A 23,029-nucleotide genomic window follows, 5' to 3' on the forward strand; every position below is an offset into this window, starting at 1 on the left:
TCTCTCTACAGGATGTGTTTTCGCCATGTCACTCGACGACACGCAGGGAACTGCGGCACCGGCGCCGGCTCTGACCCGCCAGGTACCGCTCCATTTCAAGCGCCATAACTTCGAGGCGTTCTGCTACGACACCATCGGCTGCAGCGTGATGTACAACGGCCGCTACCAGGTGCAGAAGGCCGCGGACGAAGCTTCGCCGCCCAAGCCCGCCGGCGATTACCGCGAAGGCTGGGGCTCGGCGGAACTGGGCATCAGCAACTTCCCGGCGCCGGCCGAAGTCCGCTGGAAATCCAAGGACGGCACGGCGCACGAGGCCAAGGTCGACATCGCGCAGATCTTCAAGGACGAGCTGATCTGGCACAACGTGCCCAAGGAAGCGATGACCGACTTCTATTCCGGCCCCGTGGCCGGCGCGCCGGACATCTACCTGGAAGTGGACGACCGCACCATCAACGTCTACACCGCGATGTTCATTCCCACCCGGCAGCCGCAGGTCCCGGGCAACAAGGACAGCGACTTCAGGAAAGACATCTTCCTGGTCTGGAGCAGGACTTACTAAAGGAGCTGCACCATGCCCAAGGAAACCCACAAGCCCGACGCGGACGGGATACTCAACGACGGCGTAGGCACTTACCCCGCCGACGCCGCCCGCCTGCAGAGCTACGACACCGCGCGCGACCAGCTGGCGAAGTTCGAGGCGCCCGTGCTGATCCACGCCAACAACCCGCACGAGCGCGTGTTCGTGGCGGCGTTCGACGGCACCGGCAACGACGTGGCGCACGATCCGGAGCACGCCACCAACGTGGCCAAGATCCATGCGCAGATCCAGGAGCGCAACCGCGGTGGCGACCGCAGCATCGTGTCCGGCTACCTGGCCGGCCCGGGCACCCAGGACAACGGCGTCACCAAGACCCTGGACGGCATGCGCGGATACACCTACGAGCGCCGCACCGAGGAGATGTACAAGCAGTTCATCGAGCAGTCCAAGCAGTGGCGGCGCGAGGACCCCGAGGCCAAGATCAGCGTGGTCAGCATCGGCTTCAGCCGCGGCGCCGAACAGGCGGCCGGCTTCACCCGGCTGGTGGAAGAGCGCGGCATCGAGGATCCGAGCGGCGCCAAGTACACGTACGAGCGCGACGGCATGATCAAGAACGCGCAGTACTCCAAGCCGCGGCTGGAAGAAGCGGGCAAGGTCGCCCAGGTCGAGGGCCTGTTCGATCCGGTCGGCACCGGCGTGCCGCAGAAGCACGACCGCCGGCCGCCGCCTTCGGTGATTTCCGGCTTCCAGATCATCGCCGCGGACGAGCGCCGCGGGCTGTTCAAGGTCGACCACATCATCCCGCCGGGCGAAAGCAAGGACGGCCGTTTCCTCGGCGTCACCGTGGCGGGCGCGCATTCGGACATCGGCGGCAGCTACCACCGCGACGGCCTGGCGGTGCGCAGCAACAACCTGATGGTCGATTACCTCAACACGGTGAGCGACAAGCCGTTCCTGCAGAAGGCGCAGGTGCCGACCGATCCGGGCATGAACGTGGTGCACCGCTCGGAACAGGGCATGCTGCTGTACCGCTTCAACCAGGTGGACCGCAACACGCCGGCCGGCTACAACACCGTGCTGGTGCCGAAGAAGGAATGGAACGGCGTCGGCACGCGCACCAGTGCGGAGCCGGTCAACGAAGAGCTGAGCAAGGCCTATCCGCGCCAGCCGGTCACGATCGGTCCGGTGCCGCAGGGGCAGGGGCAATCCGTACAGGGGCAGCAGGCGCCGACGCCGTCGTCGCCGCAGCAGCCGGTCGCGGCGCCCTCGGTCAACGACCAGTTCGAGGCGCTGACCCGCGCCGCGGCCACGCAGAACGATGCGGCTTCGCGGCAGATCGCGCAGTCGTACGCGCAATCGGGCGAAGGCCAGGCCCTGCTTGCGCAAGGCCAGCAGGCCAACCGGCAGCTGCAGGCGCAGCAACAACAGCAGCAGCAACAGCAGCAGGCCACGCCCGCGCCGACGCAGCAGCAGCCGCCGAACCCGCAGCAGCAACAGCAGGGGCCCACGCTCCGGCAATGAACGCGAGTAGACGCGCATGACCCAGGACGACATCAAGGCCATGGCGGTGAAGCTGTCGATGCTGGTCGACAGCTTCGAAACCCGCGGCGACAAGGTGGTGCAGCAGAACGCGCAGGCGGCGGAGACCATCCGCATGGCGGCGCAGAGCGTCAGCCAGGTGGCGCAGCAGGTGTCGGCCAGCGCGGTGGAGGAATTCCGCCAGGCGGCCGGCGCCACGCTCAGCCACGGCCTGCGCGAGCCGTTCGCGCAGGCGGAGAAGCATCTGGAAAGCGCCATGCTGGACGTGCGCAACGCCGCGGCGGACCTGCAGCAGCGCATCAGCAGCGCCGGCCGGGTGCATACGGCGACGGCGTGGAAGGCCTTCATCGCCTGCGCCGTCGGCGGGCTGCTGGTGATCGGCGCGGCGGCTTATACGGTGATGCACGCGCATACCGAGCTGTCGAATGCGGCGTGGACGTCGCAGATCAATGCGGCGATCGCGGCGGGGAATCTGGCGCCATGCGCGGATGGCGGGATTTGCGCGCGGGTGGATGGGAAGCGGTGGGTGCGGCTGGATCCGCCGCAGGATCCCCGCCACTAAGCCATCAACGACGGCGTAGGTTGGGGTGAGCCAAAGGCGAACCCCAACGGACCTTGCACGGTCGCCGGCACGTTGGGGTTCGCTGCGCTCACCCCAACCTACGCCATGTGCGTCAGTCCTTGTGCACGGCCACGCACTTGTCGCCATCGCACTCGATATGCACCGGCTCGGCGCCCGGGCAGTTCGCTTCCAGCAGCGAGCGTGCGCCATCGGCCATCACCACGTGCAGCGCACGGTCGCACTGCCTGGCGGCGGCCACGTTCTGCGCGGCATTGAAGGTGGCCGGCGCGATGCGGCGATCCAGGCTGGCCAGGTCGCCGGCGGCGGCCGGCACCGAGGCGGCGGCGCTGCCGCTGCCCATGGTGGCGGGTGCGCCACCGGCCATCGCGGCCGCGTCGTAGTGCTTGTTGTACGAGGTCACGCTCAGGTGATCCGGATAGTGGTGCGCGGCGCCGTTGGTGAAGTCCACCACGATGCCGATCAGGCCGCCGAACAGGATGTTGCCCCACACCATGCCGCGGGTGCTGGCGTGGTAGGTCTGCTGGCCGATCTGGGCGCCGTCCTTCTGGCAGCTCACGTCCAGCGCGCCGTCGGAGCGGCGCACGCGGGCGGTGCCCGGCGTGGTGACGCTGACGGTGCCGCGGTCGTTGCTGAGCGTGCACTGGGCGGCGATGCTGCTCTGGTCGGACGCCTTGGTGTCGACGCTGACGTTCTGGTACTTGCCGCCGACGATCGTCGCGCACGACGACAGCAGCAGCGCGCATGCGGCGACGCATGCGGTCCTGGCGATGAGTTTCATGTTTTCCCCTGTTGCTTTGCTGCGGCCCGCGCGCTCCCCCGGAAGCCACCATGGCGTCCGCGTCGCGGGGGTATTACCGGAAGAGGTTTTGCGGCATCGGGCCCCGTTTCCCTGGGAGCGTGCCTGGACGGCACGCGGCGCAATGGCGACCGCCCTTCCCTGCGATCGCCGTCACATTCTGGCAGATTTTGTGACGCGGTTCTTACGCCGGGCTTGCGCTAGGGCGTCGGCGCCAGCAGCGACGAGGGCATCGCCAGCACGTTCGCCGTATAGCTCTCCACCACCAGGCTGAAGGGCTGGTTGTCGCCGCTCACCAGCACCGCGCGGTGCTGCAGCACGTGGGCGGGAATATCCAGCGGATGGCGGGTGGCCGGCGGCAGCGGCGCGCCGGCGTCCCAGCCGGCCGGCAGCGGCGACCACAGGAGCTCCGCGGCCAGGGTCTGGCGGCGGAAGTGCAGCGGCTGCACCACCTTGCCGAACGGGGTGTCGCTCTCGTCCAGCTCGCGGTTCATCGCCTCGCTCAGGCGCGACGGCACGTACCAGTTGTCGGCTTCCGACAGCACCAGGCCGCCGCAGACCAGCTGTACCTGGCGGTAGCGCACCGGTTCTTCGGCGCCGATGCCCAGCTGCTCGCGGGCGCCGTCCGGCAGCGGCTTGTCCGCGCCCTTCACCACGCGCGCCACCACCTTGGCGTCGTGGGCCAGATGATGCGTGCCGCACCAGCGCTCCAGGGTGAGCGTGGCGCTGGGGTGGCTGAGCAGGTCGGCGTTGAGCGACTGCAGCATCGCCATCGCCTTCATGCGGCTGTACGGGTCGTCGACCCAGCGCGTTTGCGCCGGCTCGCGCGCGGTGGCGGTGAGCGAATACAGCAGCGGCAAGGCGACGATGCCGGCGCGCGTGATCGAAAGACTGAGCTGGCGTTTCCTGTGCATGTCCATCGCCGCCTTACAGGCCCTTAGCCGCCTGCGCCACGGCGCGGAACAGCGCGCGGCCCTTGTTCATGGTCTCCTCCCACTCGGCGGTGGGGTCGGAGTCGTAGACGATGCCGGCGCCGGCCTGCACGTGCAGGCGGCCGTCCTGGATCACCGCGGTACGGATGGCGATGGCGGTGTCCGCGTCGCCCCACCAGCCGATCCAGCCGATCGCGCCGGCGTAGATGTTGCGCTTGTAGGGTTCCAGCTCCTGGATGATCTCCAGCGCGCGGATCTTCGGCGCGCCGCTGAGCGTGCCGGCCGGAAAGGTGGCCTTGAGCACGTCCATGTAGCCGACATCCGGACGCACCTGGCCCTGCACCTGCGACACGATGTGCATCACGTGCGAGTAGCGCTCGACCACGAAGGACTCGCTCACCTCCACGCTGCCGGTCTCGCTGATGCGGCCGATGTCGTTGCGGCCCAGGTCGATCAGCATCACGTGCTCGGCGCGCTCCTTGGGGTCGGCCAGCAGTTCCGCTTCCAGCGCCTGGTCTTCCTCCTCGGTGGCGCCGCGCTTGCGCGTGCCGGCCAGCGGGCGCACCACCACCTTGCCGTCCTTCAGGCGCGCCAGGATCTCCGGCGAGGAGCCGACGATCTGCGTGCCGCCCAGATCGACGAAGTACATGTAGGGCGACGGGTTCAAGGCGCGCAGCGCGCGGTACACGTCCACCGGGCGCGCGTTGAAGCCGACGCTCAGGCGCTGCGAAGGCACGACCTGGAAGATGTCGCCGGCGCGGATGTATTCCTTCGCGCGCTCGACCATCGCCTCGAATTCCTCCTTGGTGAAGGAGGATTTGAAATCGCCCTCGTCCAGCGCCACCGACTGGGTGAGCTGCGGATACGAGGCGCCGCCCTGGCGCAGGCGATGCACCAGCGCGTCGAGCCGGCGCTGCGCCTCGGCGTAGGCGTGCGGCCGGGCGGGGTCGGCATGCACGATCAGGTACAGGCGGCCCTTGAGGTTGTCGAAGACGGCGACTTCCTCGGCCAGCATCAGCAGCACGTCGGGCGTGCCCAGTTCGTCGGCGCGGTCCCAGCGCGCCAGACGCGGCTCGATATAGCCGATGGTCTCGAAGCCGAAATAGCCGACCAGGCCGCCGCTGAAAGCCGGCAGCTGCGGCAGGCGCGGCACGTCGTACTGCAGGCGCAGTTTTTCGATCTCGGCCAGCGGGTCGTCCAGGTGGCGGCGCTCGGTGACTTCGCCGCTGTCTTCCACTTCCAGCTCGTGGCCGCGCAGGCGGTACACGCGCCGGGCCGGCAGGCCGATGATCGAATAGCGTCCCCAGGTGGCGCCGCCCTCGACCGATTCGAACAGGAAGGTGTACGGGCCGTCGGCCAGTTTCAGGTACACCGACAGTGGCGTGTCGAGGTCGGAAAACACCTCGCGCACCAGCGGGATGCGCGTGTGGCCTTGGGCGGCCAGCGCGTCGAATTGCTCGCGGCCGATCTTCTCTGGTGAGCTCACGTCGTGGGAATCCGGGAAGCCATGCGGGGAACACTCAAGGCGGCCATTGTAGGCATAACCGCGGCGGCGGCGGCGCTCGTGCTTGTCCGCTCCGGGCGCCGCGCCTACCCTTGGGCGGATGGGCGCGGCACCCGCGCCTCCCGGTGGGAACCGATATGGATCAGTACTGCCTCGTGCTCACCGGCCGCCTGCTGCCCGGCCACGACCCGGACAGCGCGCACGCCCGCATGGCCGAAGCGTTCGGCATGCAGGACGCGGATTTCCGCAAGCGCGTGTTCGGGCGCGCGCCGCTGCTGATCCGCCGCGGGCTGGAGCTGTCCGCCGCCCAGGCCCAGGCCGCGCAGCTGGAAGACATGGGCGTGGAAGCGCGGCCGGAACCCGACGACGCGCCGCTGGTATGGCTGCTGCGCGCCGGCCAGGTACGCGGCCCGCTGCCGGAGTCCGCGCTGGCGCGCTATGCCGAAGGCGGCGACCAGTGGTGCCATGACGGCGGGCAGCAGTGGTTCCCGTGGTCGCCCACCGGCGCGGGCGAGCCGTTGCCGCCGCCACTGCCCACCGACGCAACGCACGCCATGCCGCCGCCGATCCCGGCCGCCGCCGCGCCTCGCCGGACCTGGCGCGTCCCCGGCTGGGCCATCGCCGTGCTGGTGATCGCCGCCGCCGGACTGGCGCTGTGGCTGCACAAGCCCGCGCCGGCCAGCGCGCCCGAAGCCGCGCAGCGCTATGTGCCGCGGCCGCTGCAGCCGCTGGAATTCGAGGACGACGACGCTGGCGACGACGCCTCCGTCACCAGCGCCAACGCCGGCCAGTGCGCCGCCGCCGCACCCTCGGCACGCAGCGACGAGGACCGCTTCCTGCTCACCGGCGGCCAGCGCCTGCTCACCGGCCGCGCGCAGCGCAAGGGCGATACCTATGTCGCCGAGGCCGCCGCGAGCTTCGACCGCGCCTGCCATCCATCGAGCCTGCAGCTGTATGTGTTCCGCAGCGGCGTATTCATCGGCACCGCGCTGGAGAATGCGGCAGGCGCGGCCAGCGAGAAGCTGGCGGATTTCAAGCTGGATGACGACCAGCACCTGAGCGTGACGCTGGTGCCGTGCAAAGGGGAGACCTGCGGCGCACCGGCCGTGCAGCAAGTGCAGGTGCTGCACAGCGCGGGCGGATGGATGGTGAGGCGCTAGCCCCGGTAGCGTGACGTAGGTTGGGGTGAGCCGAAGGCGAACCCCAACACCGCACCGTCCAAACGCACCGCATTGTTGGGGTTCGCCTCCGGCTCACCCCAACCTAAGTTACAGGCGCTGGCGCGGCATGCCTTGCAGGCTGAGGGTGAAAGCGACGCCGCTGCCGTCCTCCAGGTTCCGTGCCGACGCCACCCCATGGTGCCGCTCGGCTACCAGCCGCACCACGTACAACCCCAGCCCCAGATGCGGCACGTCGCCCGGCGTGGCCTTGTCGCGCAGGCTCACCAGGGAATCGAACAAGCGTCCCTGCATCGCCGCCGGCAAAGGCTCGCCCTGGTTGGCCAGCTCGATCTCGGCGCCGTCGCCGGCCGCGCGCAGGCTCAGCCGCATCCAGCCGCCATCGGGAGTGAACGAGAGCGCGTTGTCGAACAGCTTGTCCAGCGCCTGGGCGATCAGCTCGGGCGCGCAGTGCAGGCGCAGCGGACCATCCGGCAGCACGCAATCCAAGCGGCGCGTGCCGGCCAGCGGCCGGTAGGCATCGGCGCAGCCGCGCACCACTTCGGCCAGGTCCACGTCTTCCGGTTCCGCCGCGGCGATGGCGCGCTCCATCCGGCTGGCTTCGCTCATGGCGCGCACCAGGGTGCCCAGGCGCGCCACGCCGTCGCGGGCGCGGGCCAGGTAGGGCGCGGCTTCGGGCGGCAGGGCGTTGCGGTCGGTGAGCGAGTGTTCGAGGTTGTCCAGCGAGGACTTCACGATCGCCAGCGGCGTATTCAGTTCATGCGACAGCTTGGAGGCCAGCGTGCGCAGGTAGTCGGTATAGCCGCCGACCACTTCGAACAGGCGCTCGAAGCTGCGCGCCAGGTCGCCGATCTCGTCCTGCGCGTCGGTCATCGGGAAGCGCGCCAGCATCTGGCCGTCCAGACGTCCATCGTTGGCCTGCGCGCGCTCGGCGGCGTTGCGCAGGCGCGACAGCCGCAGGCTCAGGCGCGTGGCGAAGGCCAGCAGGATGCCGCCGGCCACCAGCAGCACGCCGAAACTCGTGGCCAGCAGGCCGAGCAGGGCGCGGTTCGCCAGCAGCGGCACGGCGCGGCTGGACTGTTCCAGCAGCAGCACGCCCTGCACCTTGCCGCCCTGCTCCACCGGCACCGCCGCGGCCAGCACCACACTGCCGCGCGCCTCGCCCTGGCGCCACAGCGTGGACGGCGCGCCGCCGGCGGCGGCGTTCACTTCGCGCACGTCCAGGCGCGGGGCGTCGTCGGTCCAGGGCTCGGCGTCTTCCAGTTGATTGGCCAGCAGCGAGCGGTACACCAGCGAGGCGAACCAGCCCGGCTGCTCGCCGGCCGGCACCGCCGTGCTGCCCAGGCGCCCGCTGCGCGCCAGCAGCCAGCCCTGCGGCGCCAGCACGCGGGCGCGCACGTTCTCGGGCGCGAGCTGGGCCAGTTCGTGCGAAAGCTCGGCGGAATAGCCCAGCAGCGGGCGCACGTCGGCCGCCTGCGGATCGCTGTCCGGCGCCGCGGCGTCGTAGATGCCCACGCCCAGGCCGTCCAGGCCCAGCGCGCGCGGCAGGCGCAGTTCCACGCGGTAGCCGCTGCCGTCTTCCTGCCACTGCGCGGCGATCCACTCCGGGAAGCGTTCCACCGCCGGATCCAGCGGCCGCGCCGTAGCCGGCCCCGGCGCGGCGCTGGCGATCAGATAGCGGCGCAGCTGGCCGCCCTTGCGCAGGCCCAGGATCAGGTGATCCGCCGCCAGCGCATTGGCGTCGGCCGCGTCGGCGCGGGTGCGGTGCGTGCTGCGCACGTCCACATAGAGGTACAGCCAGTCGCGGTCCTCGGCGAGCAGCAGCTTGCCGCGCTTGTCCAGCGACTGGCTCCACGGCGTGAGCGGCGCCCAGTCGTCGCCATAGCCATCGACGGTGATGGGATTGACCGCCTGCTGCACGTACCACCCGTTGCCCCCCGGCGGCAGCGGCGCATGCGTCACCACCAGGCTGCGCGCCACCGCGCGCGCCGACGCCACCAGCGCCTGCGCCTGGCCTTCGCGCAGCAGGGTTTCCATCTGGCGCACATACAGCCAGCCCGCCACGGGCAGGGCCAGGGTGCACAGCGCGACGAGGAGGAGCTTGCGGCGGAGGGTCATGGAGTTGCTGGGGAACGGGGATCAGGGAATGGGGAACGGGACGTCGCAGCCATGGCATCAGTTCTTCGGGGACGCGCGCCGTTCCCTGTTCCCCGATCCCCGTTCCCCGCCACTATCAAGGACGCCAGCGATAGCCGACGCCGTGCACCGTCTCGATCGCATCGAACTCCGGCGCCACCGCGATGAACTTCTTGCGGATGCGCTTGATGTGCGAGGTGATGGTGGCGTCGTCCACTACAAGCTCGGCCTCGCGCATCAGCTGGTCGCGGTTCTTCACGTGGCCGGGGAAGCGCACCAGGGTGTGCACCATCCAGAACTCGGTGACGGTGAGCGGGATCTCTTCGTTGTTCCAGGTGATGCGCATGCGCTCGGATTCGAGCTTGAGCGGGCCGTGCTCGATCACCGTCTCGCTCGACGCCGGCGCCTTCATCGACTCGATGCGGCGGAACAGCGCCGCGATGCGCGCGGCCAGCTGGTGCAGGCTGGTGTCCTTGCTCAGGTAATCGTCGGCGCCCAGGCGCAGGCCGGAGATCACGTCGAAATCGGAATCGCGCGCGGTGAGGAAGATGATCGGCAGCGTCGGCGATTTCGCGCGCAGCTCGCGGCACAGGTCGAAGCCGCCTTCCGGTTCGTCGCCCAGGCCGATGTCGATGATCACCAGCTCCGGCAGGCGCATGGCGAAGGCGGTCGAGGCCTCCTGGCGCGAGCCGTAGCCGCGCGTGTCGTAGCCGAAGCGGTTGAGCGCCTCGACGTAGTTGGCGCGGATCAACGGTTCGTCTTCGACGATGGCAATGCTGCGGCCCATGGAGCGTTCCCTCTCGGTGCGGATGGCGCGCAGGGTGCTATGCCGACTCGCGCGGCGCAAGGCGGAGGCTGGCGCTGCCCGCGTTTTGCCAGACGCCATCGCGCCTTCGCCCGCACCGTGCCGGGCCGCGCGCCCGCCGCCGGCGCCTCATAGGCAGCACTTCGACGCACCCCGGATGCCGCCATGAACAAGCCCGAACCCACCGACCCCAATGCCGAACTGCGCAGCTTCGAACCCCTGCGCGTGGTGCTGGCCCTGGGCGCCCTGCTGCTGGGCCTGGTGATGAGCATCCACTGACCCCGACTCTGTAGTGAGCTGCCGTGGAAGGCATGGGCGGCCGGTGCGCAAGGAGGCGTGCCGGGCCGCCGGGGCAAGGAGCCCGCCGCGATACCGTCAACCGAGTGCCCCTTCCCGTCCTCCTCCGGACGGTGAGTTCCGCCCCGCTCCCTCGCGGGGCTTTTTTCTTGCGGCGGAAATATTTTCGTCCTGCAAGGAACCATCCGGGGAATGCCCTGTCAGAACTTGCGGTGGCGCCCGAGTCCATTGCCGTGGAACCCGCAGGAGCGTAGGGCGCAACCAGCGTGGTCTCCTCTGGCGTCGTTCCGACGTCTTATCCCGGCGCTTCCCCGCGCCGGGATTTTTATTGCCCGCGGTTCAGGCTCAGGTGCCCAGCTGGGTGTGCATGGCCTTGATCACCGCCTGGTAATCCGGCGCATTGAAGATGGCCGAGCCCGCCACGAAGGTGTCCGCGCCGGCGGCGCCGATCGCGCCGATATTGTCGGCGGTGACGCCGCCGTCCACTTCCAGGCGGATCGCGCGGCCGCTCTCGTCGATGCGGCGGCGCACTTCGCGCAGCTTGTCCAGCGCATGCGGGATGAACTTCTGGCCGCCGAAGCCGGGATTGACCGACATGATCAGCACCAGGTCGAGCTTGTCCAGCACGTGGTCCAGCCAGTTCAGCGGCGTGGCCGGGTTGAACACCAGGCCGGCCTGGCAGCCGGAATCCTTGATCAGGCCGATGGTGCGGTCGACGTGCTCGCTGGCTTCCGGATGGAAGCTGATCACGCTGGCGCCCGCCTTGGCGAAGTCCGGCACGATGCGGTCCACCGGCTTGACCATCAGGTGCACGTCGATCGGCGCGGTGACGCCGTAGTCGCGCAGCGCCTTGAGCACCATCGGGCCGATGGTCAGGTTGGGCACGTAATGGTTGTCCATCACGTCGAAGTGCACCCAGTCCGCGCCGGCGGCCAGCGCCTTGGCGGTGTCCTCGCCCAGGCGGGCGAAGTCGGCGGAGAGGATCGAGGGGGCGATGACGTTGGGCTGTTTCATGGGGGCCGGGAATAGGGAATAGGGAATAGGGAATAGGAAGAGCCTAACACCCGACCTGCTTGCAGCTCGCCGGAATAGCGGATGTCAACCAGGAATCCAGGTAAGGCATGGAGGCGAGCTCCTCCTATTCCCTATTCCCTATTCCCTATTCCCCATTCCCTCACTTAAACCCGCGCTCGGCCTTGATCCGCTCGTACGCCGCGTTGATCTCGCTGGCGCGCGCTTCGGCCCGCTTGCGCATGTCCTCGGGCAGGTCGCCCAGGCGGTCGGGGTGGTGTTCGGAAATCAGCTTGCGGTAGGCGCGCTTCACGGCGCGATCGTCGACGTCGCGGCCGATGCCCAGCACGGTGTAGGGATCCGGGCCGCTGGTATTGCGCTGCGGCGGCGCGTAGCCGTTGCCGTTGCCATAGGCCTGGCCGCGGTAGTTGGCGCCGGCGTTCCAGGCATAGCCCTTCATCGCCATCAGCGCCATCAGCTCCATGTCGCTGACCCTCAGGGCGAAGGCGAGCTGGCGCAGGATGGCCATTTTCTCCGGGGGCGGATTGCCCTCGGCCAGCACGGTGTCGATCACCACGTCCAGCACCGGGAAGGCATGGTCGCGGCGCACGCCCACCCACTGGCGCAGCTCGTCGATGGCCGGGGTCACGTCGAACTCCGGCGCCTTGCCGGCATTGAAGGCGGCCACCGCCTGCTGGCGCTGCTCGGCCGGCAGGCCCATGCGCGACATCAGGCGCTCGGCGACGGCGATCTCCGCTTCCGACACGCGGCCATCCGACTTGGCCACCGCGCCCAGCAGGGCGAACAGCGGGCCGATGTAGCCGCCCTCGGACGGGGTACGGCGGCGCCGGGTCTGGCGCATGCTGTCGATGACGAAGCCGACCACGCCGCCGGCGATCATGGTCGACAGGCTGTGGCCGAAGACCAGGCCCAGGAAGGCCAGCACCAGGGTCCAGGACATGCTCATGGCTGCGCCTTCACCGGCGCCTGCTGGCTGTACCAGCGGGCCAGTTCGTCCAGGTCCGCCTCGCTCACCGGGCCGATCGCCGCCTGCATGATCGGCGCCTTGCGGCGGCCGTCGCGGTACTGGCGCAGGGCCTCGCGCAGGTACTCGGCCTTCTGCGCGGCCAGGTGCGGCGCGCCGGGAATCTGCGCGATGCCGGTTTCGCCATGGCAGGCCGCGCACAGGCCCAGCCGCGCCGGCTTCGGCGGCGTGGCGGCAACGGCAGGAAGGCTGGCGGCGAGAACGAGTACCGCAGTCAGGGCGAGGCGCATCGGCGACACAGGTGAGGGGCTAAAGACTCCCATACTAGCAGCCCTGCCACGGCGATCCGCGGCCCACCCGCCGCTACAATAGCGGGCTTGCCCGCCTTGACCGCCCAGGAGTCCGCCGTGCCCACCACCCTGCTGCAATCCGATCTGCCCGGCCTGGAACTGCTCCACCGCGGCAAGGTGCGCGACGTCTACGCGCTGCCCGGCAACCGCCTGCTGATCGTGGCCAGCGACCGCCTGTCCGCCTTCGACGTGGTGCTGCCCGACCCGATTCCCGGCAAGGGCGAGATGCTCACCCAGATCTCCAACTTCTGGTTTGCCAAGACCGGACACCTGGTGCCGAACCACCTGCTGCACACGCCGCTGAGCGAGGTGCTTCCCGCCGGCACCGACCTGGCCTTGTACGAGAAGCGCGCCGTGGTCACCCGCCGCCTGAAGCCGGTGCCGGTGGAGGCGATCGCGCGCGGCTATCTGATCGGCTCGGGCTGGAAGGACTACCAGGCCACCGGCGCGGTCTGCGGCATCGCGCTGCCGGCGGGCCTGAAGCAGGCGCAGCAGCTGCCGGAACCGATCTTCACCCCGTCGACCAAGGCCGCCGTCGGCGACCACGACGAGAACGTCAGCTTCGACGCGGTGGTCGCCGCGGTGGGCGCGGAGCTCGCCGAACAGGTGCGCGAGGCCACCCTCGCCATCTACAAGTGGGCCGCCGCCTATGCCGCCGGGCGCGGCATCATCCTGGCCGACACCAAGCTGGAATTCGGCACCGACGAAGACGGCAAGCTCTACGTGATGGACGAGATGCTCACGCCCGACTCCTCGCGCTACTGGCCGGCCGACGAATACCAGGTGGGCATCAGCCCGCCCAGCTACGACAAGCAGTTCGTGCGCGACTACCTGGAAACGCTGGACTGGAACAAGACCGCGCCCGGCCCGCGCGTGCCGGCCGAGGTGATCGGCCGCACCGAAGCCAAGTACGCCGAGGCGCTGCGCCGCCTGGCCGATATCGAGCTGGGCTGAGCGCCGCCATGCGCACCGCGGAACCGCGCACCGGCCTGGGTCCCTGGCTGGACAGCTACGCCGGCGACCATCGCCACCCCGTCAACCAGCGGCTGCACGAGGTGTGCGTGCCGCTGATCCTGTGGAGCGCCATCGCGCTGATGTGGACCATCCCGGTGCCGGCCCTGCTCGGCCGCCCGGGTTTCTGGTCCGTCGCCGCGCAGGTGCTGGCCTTCGCCTGGTACTGGAAGCATTCGCGGCGCATGGGCGGCGCCATGTTCGTGGTGTTCGTGCTGCTGGACCTGCCCACCGCATGGATCCACGCGCAGTACGGCGCCAGCGTGCTGCGCTGGAGCGCGGTGGCGGTGTTCGCGGTGGCCTGGGTCGGCCAGTTCGTCGGCCATGCGATCGAAGGCCGCCGCCCCAGCTTCCTCACCGACCTTTCCTACCTGCTGGTCGGTCCCGCCTGGCTGCTGGACAAGCTGATGCGCCGCCTGGGCCTGGGCGGGGAGCAGGCATGAACACCTTCCTGGTGCTGCTCAGCAGCCTGCTGTGGTGGGTGCTCTACAGCAGCATCGGCGCGCTGTTCCTGGCGATCATCGCGTGGGCGGTGCTGCGCTGGATCGAACGCAGCCCGGTGGTGTTCAACCGCACCTACCTGGCCTGCCTGCTGTGGATGCTGCTGGACGTGATCGTGGGCGGCGCCGTGCTGATGAAGCACGGCGCGCAGGTCGACCCATTGGCCCTGCTGCGCACCGCCGGCTGGCGCGCCGCCATCGTGCTGAACATGCTGATCGGCGCCGCGCTGCTGTGGCGGCTGGTGCCGCGCATCGATGCGCGGCGCATCAAGCCGACCAGCGCCTGCCTGGCGGTGGCGGTGATCATGCTGGTGGTGTTCGGCGCGGTGACCAGCCTCGTCGGCTGAACACTCTCTCGGCTGATCAGCCTCGACTGATCAGCGCGCGCCGGCCTGCTCGTTGGCCTTGCGCACCGCGTCGACGAAGCTGCCGAACGGGATATCGGTAATGCCGACCAGGCCGACGTGCGAGTTCTCGCCGTCCAGCGTGCGGCCGCTTACCGGCTGGTCGGTGTACTCGAACCAGTGCGCGCCGACCACGTTCGGGTCCTGCGCCGCGGCCTGCACGTAGCGCGCATACGCCTCGCCGCGCTGCGCCTCGTTCCACACCGGCACCACGCCGCGGCCGAACGGTCCGCGGTCGTCCGAGCCGAAATGGAATTCGGTGAGCATCACGGGCTTGCCGAGCTTGGCGATGGCCGCCATGTCGACGCCGTGCTGCGGCACGTCGGTGTAGGCGTTGAAGCTGAGCACGTCGCAGTAGCGCGCGCAGGCGGCGACGGCTTCCGGCGTATTCACCGCGAAGCGGCCGCCGAGGAACAGATGGTGCGGGTCGTGCCTGTGCAGCGCCTCGCTCACCACGCGGAAATATTGCTCGGCGTATTGCCGCAGCCAGGCGCTGTAGTCGGCGGCGACCGCCGGATGCGCTTCGCTGGGCAGCGGCGCGTTGTAGCCCGTGGCGTTGAGCGCATCCCACGTATCCAACGCGATGCCCCATGCCGCCGCCAGCTTCGCCGGTTCGCCGTACTTGCGCTTGAGCGCCGCGATAAAGGCCTGCTTCGCATCGCTGCGCGCCTCGCCGCGCAGCGTGCCCAGCGCAAGGCCCCAGCGCCCCTGCGGCCCCTGGCCGGCCCACGGCAGTTCGTTGTCGGCGAAGTAGCCCAGCAGCCAGGGATCGTCGGCCACGCCCTTGCTGGCCTTCACCGCCGCTGCTTCCGCCGCCTGCGCGAAGCGCGGGTCGAACGGATCCGGCATGCGGCCCCAATAGTCGTAGCCGCTGGAGACATTGCCGAATACGCCGGCGACTTCGATCGAACGCGTGTAAGCCACGCGGTTCGTGCGTTCGCCCGCCAGCGCCTCGTCGCTCCAGTTGCCCAGCGTGTTGAAGCCCCACGCATGCAGGCGCGCCAGCGTGCGCTGGCGCCAGGCCTGCGGCCAGTCCGCGCCGTCGAGGCGATACAGGTTGGCCGCATAGAAATCGAACCAGCGACCGTGGTTGTAGCCGATGCCCGCGGCGGCCTGCGCATCGGGCGAGCGGTTGTCGCCGCTGCCGTAGAAGGCATGCCAGGCGCCGCTGTCGGGCGGCAGGCCGGTGAACATCCACTCGCGGCCCTGCACGTAGCTGCGCTGCTCCGTGGTCACCGCATTGACGCCGAGCGAGAAGAACGCATGGCCATCCGGCGTCACCAGCGACCAGCGGCCGTCGCGGCGCTCGGTGTGGAACCAGCCGGTGGCTTTGAACGCGGGCAGGTCGGTGCGGCCGCCGTAGGGATCGCGCTTCGCCGGCGACGGCGCCGCAACGGACTTGGCCTGCGCGGCGCGCAGCGCGGCATCGCTGTCGATCTTCTCCGGCCATTGGCCGCGCGTGTACTGGCCGTAGGCGTCGACGATGGCGGTATACGCGCCGCGCAGCGCAGCGTCGCCAGACATCGTCTCCAGCTTGCCGAACAGCAACGTCTGCGCGGCTTGCGGCGCAGGCATGCTCAGGCGCACTGCAGCGACCTTGTGCAGATCGAGCTGCCCTTCGACCACGGTGGCGACCAGCACGCGCTGGCCCTTGCGCTCGTACGGCATCGGCGGCCCCGCCTGCATGCCCTGCGCGCGTGGCGAGACGGCATGCAGCGGCACCACTACGGTCTGCGGAGGGCCGGCAGGAATGCCAACCGTGGCGTGCAGCGCCTGATCCTTGCCGGCGCCATCGATATCGATGCGCAACGTTACCGCCCAGGCCATGCCGCTCTGCACGCGCAGGTGCAGTTCGCCCTGGGCGCTCCAGTCCCAGCTGCCTTGAGCGGGTGCGAGCGTGAGATGCGGAGCGGCAGCGGGCTGAAACACGAAGGGCTGCAGCACCGCGGCGCCATCGCGCACTTCATGGGCGCCACGCTGCACCTGTTCGAGTGCGGCCTTGGCGGAGGGCTGGCCGAGATCGACCACCTGCACGGCCATGGCGGACCCGCCGCACAGGGATGCCAGCATCAAGCAGCCGAATGTATGCCATCGCTTCACGTGCCACTCCTCCACCCCGACTGGAGCGCCGTAGGTTGGGGTGAACGCAGTGAACCCCAACAACACGGCACCCGGCAGCGCTTGTTGGGGTTCGCTGCGCTCACTCCAACCTACGGCGTCACGCCGGACCTTGCCGCCGCTGCCACGCACGCCACACCAGATAAACCGGCACGCCGACCAGCACCAGCAGCAGGCTCATGCCGGCGTCTCCCGGCGAATCGAACACCGTCGCCGCGATCACACCCAGCACGGTCAGCACGAACAGGAACGGCAGCACCGGATAGAACGGCACCCGGTACGGCGCCGGCTCCGTCGCGAAGCGGCGGCGATACCAGAACAGCGTGGCGATGCCGAAGGCGTGGAACAGCCACTCGCCCACCGTGGTGTAGTTGAGCAGCTGGCCGAAGCTGCCGGACAGCACCAGCACGATGGCCCAGCCGCCGAGCACCGCCAGCGCCACCTGCGGCGCGCGCGACCGCGCGTCGATGCGGCCCACCGCGCGGAAGAACATGCCGTCCGCGCCCATGGTCTGCAGCACGCGCGCGCCGCCGGCAATGGCGATGCTGCAATAGCCGAAGGTGGAACAGGCGATGCCGATCGCCATCACCCGCGCGCCGGCTTCGCCGAACAGCTTGTGCATCAGGTCCGCGGCCGGCGCATGGCTGGCGGCCAGGCCCGCATGGCCGAGCCCGGCCAGATAAGCGAAGTTGACCAGCAGATAGCACAGCACCACCGCCGCCAGCCCCAGGCCCAGTGCGCGCGGCAGCGTGCGCTGCGGTTCGCGCACTTCGCCGGCCAGGTCGTTGAGGTAGTGGAAGCCGCCGTAGGTGAACAGCACCGGCAACAAGGCGCCGAGGAAATCCCAGGGCCGCGCCTGGTGCACCGGATCCGGCGCCAGCGCCATGCCCAGATGCCCGCGCGCCAGCACCAGCGCCGCCGCCACCAGCATGGCGATGGCGGCCAGCTTCAGCACGGTGAACAGGTTGAGCATGCGCGAGCCGGCACGGATGCCGAAGAAATTCACGCCGACGATGAACAGGATCGCCGCCGCCGCCACCGGCTTCACCCACGGCAGCGGCAGGCCGACCGCGGCGCAGAAGTAATCGGCGAAGGTGGTCGCCACCGCCGCCACGCTGCCGGGATAGTTGATCAGCGCCATGGTCCAGCCGAACAGGAACGCCGGCAGCTGGCCGAAGGCCTCGCGCAGATAGATGTAGATGCCGCCCGCCTGCGGCCTCCGCGCGCCCAGCTCGGCGTAGCACAGCACGCCGGCCAGGGTCAGCGCGCCGCCGATCGCCCACAGCAGCAGCAGTTCCGCGCCGGAAGAGGTGCGCTCGGCCACGGTGGAGGTGCTGCGGAAGATGCCGCCGCCGATCACGCCGCCGATCACGATGGCGGCGGCGTCCCAGGTGCCGAGGCGGCGGAGGTACGAAGGTGAGGTATCGGTCATAAGCGTCGACGATAACCCGGGACGCCCCCGCATGACTGATGACCTATGCCCTATGCGCGGCAGCATGGAGACGGGCAGGCCGCCCTGCCCGTCTCCGCGCGCGGCTCAGTCCTCGTTGCGCAGCAGCGCCAGCACGGCCTTGGCCGCATCCACCGACGAGGCCGGGTTCTGTCCCGTCACCAGGTTGCCATCGGTGACGGCGTAGGGGTGGAAGTCGGCCTTCTTCGAATACTCCGCGCCATGCGCCTTGAGCATGTCCTCGACCAGGAACGGCACCACGTCGGTGAGCCCGACCGCGGCTTCCTCGCCGTTGGTGAAGCCGGTGACGCGCTTGCCGCGCACCAGCGGCTCGCCCTTGAAACGGGTGTGGCGGAACACCGCCGGCCCGTGGCACACCGCGCCCACCGGCTTGCCGGCGGCGTAGGTGCGCTCGATCAGCGCGGCGGAGTCGGCATCTTCCGCCAGGTCCCACAGCGGGCCGTGCCCGCCGGGATAGAACACGGCGTCGTACTGCGCCTTGGCCGCCTCGGCCAGCGGCTGGGTATGGGCCAGCGCCTCCACCGCCTTGGCGTCGGCGCGGAAGCGGCGGGTGGCCTCGGTCTGCGCGTCGGGCTCGTCGCTCTTGGGATCGAGCGGCGGCTGGCCGCCCTTGGGCGAGGCGAGCACGATCTGCGCGCCGGCGTCCTTGAACACGTAGTACGGCGCGGCGAATTCTTCCAGCCAGAAGCCGGTCTTGCGGCCGGTATCGCCGAGCTGGTCGTGCGACGTCAGCACCATCAGGATCTTCATCGGTTTTTCCTCGCGTGATTGCCGCCCATCCTGGCAGGCGGGGCGGTAAGTGCACGTGATCTGCGGGCCGGCGCGGTGCCTTCAAGCGTCGCGCCAGCGGATCGGCAGAAATGGGCAAGCCCGGCAGCGGATCGGGCAGGCGCGGCGGTTCCGTGCTTAACTCTCGCCGCCATCCACGCTTGCGATCCCTGCCGCTCCGCTCGTGCCACCGCCTCCGCGCAAGATCATCCACATCGACATGGACGCGTTCTACGCGTCGGTGGAGCAGCGCGACGACCCCGAGCTGCGCGGCAAGCCGGTGGTGGTGGCCTGGCGCGGCGCGCGTTCGGTGGTGTGCGCGGCCAGCTACGAGGCGCGCAAGTTCGGCGTGCGTTCGGCGATGCCGGCGGTGCGCGCGGAGCGGCTGTGCCCGCAGGCGATCTTCGTGCCGCCGGATTTCAGCCGCTACAAGGCGGTGTCGCGGCAGGTGCGCGAGATCTTCGCGCGGCATACCGAGCTGATCGAACCGCTGTCGCTGGACGAGGCCTACCTGGACGTCACCTCGTCGATCACCGCGCTGCCTTCGGCCACCGCCACCGCCGAGGCGATCCGCGCGGCGATCCGCGAGGAAACGCAGCTCACCGCCTCGGCCGGCGTGGCGCCGAACAAGTTCCTGGCCAAGATCGCGTCGGACTGGAAGAAACCGGACGGCCTGTTCGTGATCCGCCCGCACCAGGTGCTGGACTTCCTCGCCCCGCTGCCGGTGGGCCGCCTGCCCGGCGTGGGCAAGGTGATGGAAGCCAAGCTCACCGCCATGCATATCGCCACCGTGGGCGAGCTGCGTAACGTCGCGGCGGAAGAACTGGAACAGCGCTTCGGCCGCTGGGGCCGGCGCCTGCACGAGCTGTCGCTGGGCATCGATGAGCACGCGGTGGAACCGGACCGCCCCACCCTGCAGGTCTCCGCCGAGGACACCTTCGAGAGCGACCTCACGCTGGACGAACTCGAACCGCATATCCGCCGCCTGGCCGGGAAGACCTGGGCCGCGCATGAGCGCGAGGCCGCGGGCGCGCACGGGCGCATCGCGCGCACCGTGGTGCTGAAGCTCAAGACCAGCGACTTCCACACGCTGACGCGCAGCCTCACGCCGTCGACGCGCCCTACGTCAGCCGAAGAACTGGCCGACCTGGCCTGCGCCCTGCGCGCCCGCGTGGAGCGGCCGGCGGAAAGCCGCTACCGGCTGGTCGGGGTGGGGCTCTCCGGCTTCGTCGAGCAGGACAGCTTCGTCGCCCAGGGCGACCTGTTCGAGCACGGCTAGGCGCACTGCTGCGCCGCGCCGGGATCGGCTACGCTGCGCCTCCTCCAGCCTCGCCGAGACGTATGACATGCATCTCGAACTGCCGAAAATGCGCTTGCATTCGCTGACCGATTTCACCAAGCACTATCTGATGATCGTGCTCAGCATTCTTACCGCGCTGGGGCTGGAGGCGTGGATCGAGCGCTCGCATCATGCGCATGCGGCGGAGACGGCGAACCGGCATATCCGCGCGGAGATCGAGGCCAACCTCAGCGACGTGCGCCTGTCGATCAAGACCAACGAGGCCTTGATCAAGCCGCTGATCGAACTGGACGAGACGGTGAGCGCGGATATCCGCGCGGGCGCCACCGCGGCGGCGATCAACCAGCATATCCAGGCGCGCCACGCCTCGTTCAAGCTGAGCGTGAACTGGCCCACCGTGGCCTCGCAGGCCTGGGACGTGGCCGTGGCCAACCAGTCGGCCAGCTGGATGGACGATGCTGACCTGCGCCGTTTTTCCGCGGCCTATGCGGACCTGCACGACGCCTCCAACTGGCTGACCCACGACAGCATCATCCTGCTCAATGCGCCGAGCATGGCGGCGCTGCGCACGCGGATCGAACTCCATGCGGCGGTCGATCCGCTGGAATTCGCCACCGTGCTGCGGCAGATGATCAGCACCTCGCAGGAAATCCAGTCGCATCTGCACCAGCTGGAAGGCCATCTGGTGCATGCGCTGGAACGCGACGACACCGGCGCCGCGCACGGCTGAAGGCTTCAGATCTCCAGCACCTTGTCCAGGCCGCGGTGCAGGCCGGGCGCCAAACCCGGCACCTTGCGCAGCGCCAGCAGCGCGCCGTCGACGTAAGGCTTCGCGCTGCTGCCGGCGTTATGGCGCAGGGTGAGCGTCTGGTCCGGCATGCCGAAGATCACCTCGGCGCCGAGCACGAAGCCCGGCAGGCGCACCGCGTGCACCTGTGCGCCGCCCAGGGTGCCGCCGCGCGTCTCGCGTACGCCGCGGGTCTGCTCCAGCGGCAGCCCGAGTTCCGGCTGGCGCACCTGGCCCAGGCGTCCGGCCAGTTCGCGCACGGTGCCGCTGGGAGCGTCCGGCTTGCCTTCGTAGGCGTAGTCGATGATTTCCCAGCTCGGGATGTACTGCGCCGCCTGCTCGGCGAATTTCTGCAGCAGCACCATGGTCAGCGCGAAGTTGCCGCAGGCGAGCACGGCGCGGCCCCTGGCGCGCGCGGCCTGGTCTATCTGCGCGTAGTCCTCATCGCTCAGTCCCGAGGTGCCCACCACCACGTGCGCACCGTGTTCCAGCGCGGCGAGGATGTTGGCCTTGGCGCTGTCCGGCCTGGTGTATTCCATGAACACGTCGACCGGCCGGGCCAGGGCCTCGGCGGCGGTGGCGAACACCGGCGCATCCAGGCGCGCATCGCCCAGCGCCTGCCCCAGCGTGCCACCGGCATGCTTGCGCGATACCGCGCTCACCAGCTTCAGGCCATCGGTGGCGGCCAGGCCGCGCGCCAGTTCCGAACCGGCCCAGCCGGTGGCTCCTGCCAGACAGACGTTCAAGCTCATGGGTCACCTCGCCAGTCAAAGAAAACCAGATGCCGCCGTGCCGGGCGCTTTGCAAGCCCTTGCGCACTGCCGGCCCGCGGCGCCTTCGGTTAGGCTCGGCAGTTTCCCGCATATCGCCGCCCGGACGCTGCCATGCACCTCGAATTGCCCAGAACGCGCCTGCAATCGCTCAAGGATTTCATCAAGCATTATCTGATGATCGTGCTCAGCATCCTCACCGCGCTGGGGCTGGAGGCGTGGATCGAGCATGCCCATCACAAGCATGCGGCCGAGGAGGCCAGCGTGCGCATCGATGCGGAGATCCAGCAGAACCTGGCCGAGATCGAGCGCGTGCTCGAACACGACCGGGCGCGCATGGAAGCACTGGCCCACCTGCGCGACGTGCTCGCCGCCGACATCAAGGCGCATGCCTCGGACGAAACGATCCGCCAGCACGCCCATGCGAACGCACCCGACGGCCTGTACCTGGACTATCGCTGGCCGGTGCTGCGGCGCGAAGCCTGGGACCTGGCCGTGGCCAACCAGTCCGCCAGCTGGATCGACAACGAGCGCCTGCGCGCCTACTCGTCCATCTACGCGTCCCAGACCGCCAGCCTCAACAATCTGGCGGCCGACATTCCGCTGGTGTTGAACGGCCCGCATGCGATGGACATGGGGCTGGACTTCGACAACGACGATTACCAGCCGCGCGAACTGCTGCACGTGGCCAGCCAGATGGCGGGCACGGTGCACGAGGTGGTCAGCATGCTGGACGGGCTGCACAAGCGGATCGAGGCGGCGATCGCGGCGGACAAGCAGCACGGGCACTCGTAGCAGCACCTCGTCATTCCGGCGCAGGCCGGAATGACGAGCGTTCGCTCTTCACACCTTGCACACGTATTCGCATCGCGCGTTTTTTCGAATGCACGAATCGTTGAACATCATTAACGGCGCGCGCTCTCTTTCACCCGGAAGCTATTTTCAAGGCATGTGCGAAGCGCCTTCGCGCGCGCATCGGGCGATTTGCATCGCAGGTGTTTGACGCAGTCTCTTTCGATTTGCAAAGCGCACCGAAGATGCATTACCAAAGCCGCCGGAACGTTTGTGGCCCGGATGGCCGGACGCTCTTTCAGGGGATGCGTCATCGCTCGACTCTCCGCCGTGGGATGCAGCGGAGCACAGGTAGTCGCATGAATCGTCGCCACCGCGATGCGGTCGGCGCGCAGGTGAGTTGTTGCCCGAAACCGGCGGCTGGAATCCTCCAGCGCCGGAACCGAAAACTTAT

22 protein-coding genes are annotated in these 23,029 nt (G+C 69.3%); 10 read left to right on the top strand and 12 right to left on the bottom strand.

The genetic code is table 11. From position 1 onward, the window contains the following. Window positions 1-25 precede the first annotated feature (25 nt). The 3 genes from FHW84_RS03065 to FHW84_RS03075 are packed head-to-tail and all read left to right on the top strand — an operon-like array spanning window position 26 to window position 2,639. Window positions 26-559 (top strand): hypothetical protein, encoded by a 534-nt coding sequence (locus tag FHW84_RS03065; protein WP_167252628.1) that lies wholly within the window; start codon window positions 26-28, stop codon window positions 557-559. Window positions 560-571: 12 nt separating this feature from the next. Continuing rightward, entirely contained in the window at window positions 572-2,059 is a 1,488-nt protein-coding gene (locus FHW84_RS03070) for a DUF2235 domain-containing protein (RefSeq protein ID WP_167252629.1), read from the top strand. Window positions 2,060-2,075: 16 nt separating this feature from the next. Continuing rightward, complete coding sequence (locus tag FHW84_RS03075) at window positions 2,076-2,639, top strand: hypothetical protein (RefSeq protein ID WP_167252630.1); 564 nt, start codon at window positions 2,076-2,078, stop codon at window positions 2,637-2,639. A gap of 112 nt (window positions 2,640-2,751) precedes the next feature. On the opposite strand, the gene FHW84_RS03080 is transcribed toward FHW84_RS03075, so the two are convergent. The 3 genes from FHW84_RS03080 to trpE form a co-directional block, all read right to left on the bottom strand. Next, window positions 2,752-3,438, bottom strand: a complete 687-nt coding sequence (locus tag FHW84_RS03080) for a hypothetical protein (protein ID WP_167252631.1) — start codon at window positions 3,436-3,438, stop codon at window positions 2,752-2,754. 218 nt (window positions 3,439-3,656) lie between these two features. Next, the gene (locus FHW84_RS03085; protein ID WP_243867816.1) at window positions 3,657-4,370 is read right to left on the bottom strand and encodes a hypothetical protein; all 714 of its coding nucleotides are present in this window, start codon (window positions 4,368-4,370) and stop codon (window positions 3,657-3,659) included. 13 nt (window positions 4,371-4,383) lie between these two features. Further along, complete coding sequence (gene trpE / locus FHW84_RS03090; protein WP_343203557.1) at window positions 4,384-5,856, bottom strand: anthranilate synthase component I; 1,473 nt, start codon at window positions 5,854-5,856, stop codon at window positions 4,384-4,386. 173 nt (window positions 5,857-6,029) lie between these two features. Between trpE and FHW84_RS03095 the strand changes: the two genes are divergently transcribed. Beyond that, on the top strand, window positions 6,030-7,052 hold the full coding sequence (locus FHW84_RS03095) for a hypothetical protein (protein ID WP_167252633.1): 1,023 nt from the start codon (window positions 6,030-6,032) through the stop codon (window positions 7,050-7,052). A gap of 108 nt (window positions 7,053-7,160) precedes the next feature. On the opposite strand, the gene FHW84_RS03100 is transcribed toward FHW84_RS03095, so the two are convergent. The 5 genes from FHW84_RS03100 to FHW84_RS03120 form a co-directional block, all read right to left on the bottom strand. Further along, window positions 7,161-9,188: an ATP-binding protein gene (locus tag FHW84_RS03100; protein ID WP_167252634.1), complete on the bottom strand. Its 2,028-nt coding sequence runs from the start codon at window positions 9,186-9,188 to the stop codon at window positions 7,161-7,163. Between the two features lie 115 nt (window positions 9,189-9,303). Next, entirely contained in the window at window positions 9,304-9,993 is a 690-nt protein-coding gene (gene pdsR / locus FHW84_RS03105) for a proteobacterial dedicated sortase system response regulator (protein ID WP_167252635.1), read from the bottom strand. A 660-nt stretch (window positions 9,994-10,653) separates the two neighbouring features. Continuing rightward, a complete protein-coding gene (gene rpe / locus FHW84_RS03110; RefSeq protein WP_167252636.1) occupies window positions 10,654-11,322 on the bottom strand; it encodes a ribulose-phosphate 3-epimerase in 669 nt (222 codons plus the stop codon). 160 nt (window positions 11,323-11,482) lie between these two features. Continuing rightward, window positions 11,483-12,286, bottom strand: a complete 804-nt coding sequence (gene djlA / locus FHW84_RS03115) for a co-chaperone DjlA (RefSeq protein WP_167252637.1) — start codon at window positions 12,284-12,286, stop codon at window positions 11,483-11,485. After that, the gene (locus FHW84_RS03120; RefSeq protein WP_167252638.1) at window positions 12,283-12,594 is read right to left on the bottom strand and encodes a c-type cytochrome; all 312 of its coding nucleotides are present in this window, start codon (window positions 12,592-12,594) and stop codon (window positions 12,283-12,285) included. The genes djlA and FHW84_RS03120 overlap by 4 nt, the downstream gene beginning before the upstream one ends. A 117-nt stretch (window positions 12,595-12,711) precedes the next feature. Between FHW84_RS03120 and FHW84_RS03125 the strand changes: the two genes are divergently transcribed. The 3 genes from FHW84_RS03125 to FHW84_RS03135 are packed head-to-tail and all read left to right on the top strand — an operon-like array spanning window position 12,712 to window position 14,512. Then, a complete protein-coding gene (locus FHW84_RS03125) occupies window positions 12,712-13,608 on the top strand; it encodes a phosphoribosylaminoimidazolesuccinocarboxamide synthase (protein WP_167252639.1) in 897 nt (298 codons plus the stop codon). An 8-nt stretch (window positions 13,609-13,616) separates the two neighbouring features. Beyond that, a complete protein-coding gene (locus FHW84_RS03130; protein ID WP_167252640.1) occupies window positions 13,617-14,108 on the top strand; it encodes an Mpo1-like protein in 492 nt (163 codons plus the stop codon). Next, window positions 14,105-14,512, top strand: a complete 408-nt coding sequence (locus tag FHW84_RS03135) for a hypothetical protein (protein ID WP_167252641.1) — start codon at window positions 14,105-14,107, stop codon at window positions 14,510-14,512. The genes FHW84_RS03130 and FHW84_RS03135 overlap by 4 nt, the downstream gene beginning before the upstream one ends. A gap of 30 nt (window positions 14,513-14,542) precedes the next feature. Here FHW84_RS03135 and FHW84_RS03140 read toward each other — a convergent pair whose 3' ends face one another. The 3 genes from FHW84_RS03140 to FHW84_RS03150 all read right to left on the bottom strand — a co-directional run bounded on the left by FHW84_RS03140 (window position 14,543) and on the right by FHW84_RS03150 (window position 18,908). After that, window positions 14,543-16,609, bottom strand: coding sequence for a beta-agarase (locus FHW84_RS03140; protein ID WP_243867860.1), 2,067 nt, complete (start codon window positions 16,607-16,609; stop codon window positions 14,543-14,545). A 178-nt stretch (window positions 16,610-16,787) separates the two neighbouring features. After that, complete coding sequence (locus tag FHW84_RS03145) at window positions 16,788-18,119, bottom strand: amino acid permease (protein WP_167252642.1); 1,332 nt, start codon at window positions 18,117-18,119, stop codon at window positions 16,788-16,790. A 105-nt stretch (window positions 18,120-18,224) separates the two neighbouring features. After that, on the bottom strand, window positions 18,225-18,908 hold the full coding sequence (locus FHW84_RS03150; protein WP_167252643.1) for a type 1 glutamine amidotransferase domain-containing protein: 684 nt from the start codon (window positions 18,906-18,908) through the stop codon (window positions 18,225-18,227). A 202-nt stretch (window positions 18,909-19,110) separates the two neighbouring features. Between FHW84_RS03150 and dinB the strand changes: the two genes are divergently transcribed. Then, window positions 19,111-20,205, top strand: coding sequence for a DNA polymerase IV (dinB, locus tag FHW84_RS03155; RefSeq protein WP_167252644.1), 1,095 nt, complete (start codon window positions 19,111-19,113; stop codon window positions 20,203-20,205). A 67-nt stretch (window positions 20,206-20,272) separates the two neighbouring features. Further along, on the top strand, window positions 20,273-20,956 hold the full coding sequence (locus FHW84_RS03160; protein ID WP_167252645.1) for a hypothetical protein: 684 nt from the start codon (window positions 20,273-20,275) through the stop codon (window positions 20,954-20,956). Window positions 20,957-20,961: 5 nt separating this feature from the next. Here FHW84_RS03160 and dapB read toward each other — a convergent pair whose 3' ends face one another. Next, a complete protein-coding gene (gene dapB, locus FHW84_RS03165) occupies window positions 20,962-21,765 on the bottom strand; it encodes a 4-hydroxy-tetrahydrodipicolinate reductase (RefSeq protein ID WP_167252646.1) in 804 nt (267 codons plus the stop codon). A 132-nt stretch (window positions 21,766-21,897) separates the two neighbouring features. Between dapB and FHW84_RS03170 the strand changes: the two genes are divergently transcribed. Next, on the top strand, window positions 21,898-22,578 hold the full coding sequence (locus FHW84_RS03170; RefSeq protein WP_167252647.1) for a hypothetical protein: 681 nt from the start codon (window positions 21,898-21,900) through the stop codon (window positions 22,576-22,578). Window positions 22,579-23,029 lie beyond the last annotated feature (451 nt).

Origin of the sequence: Dyella sp. SG562, assembly GCF_011759495.1 — a bacterium.
Classification (GTDB): domain Bacteria; phylum Pseudomonadota; class Gammaproteobacteria; order Xanthomonadales; family Rhodanobacteraceae; genus Dyella_D; species Dyella_D marensis.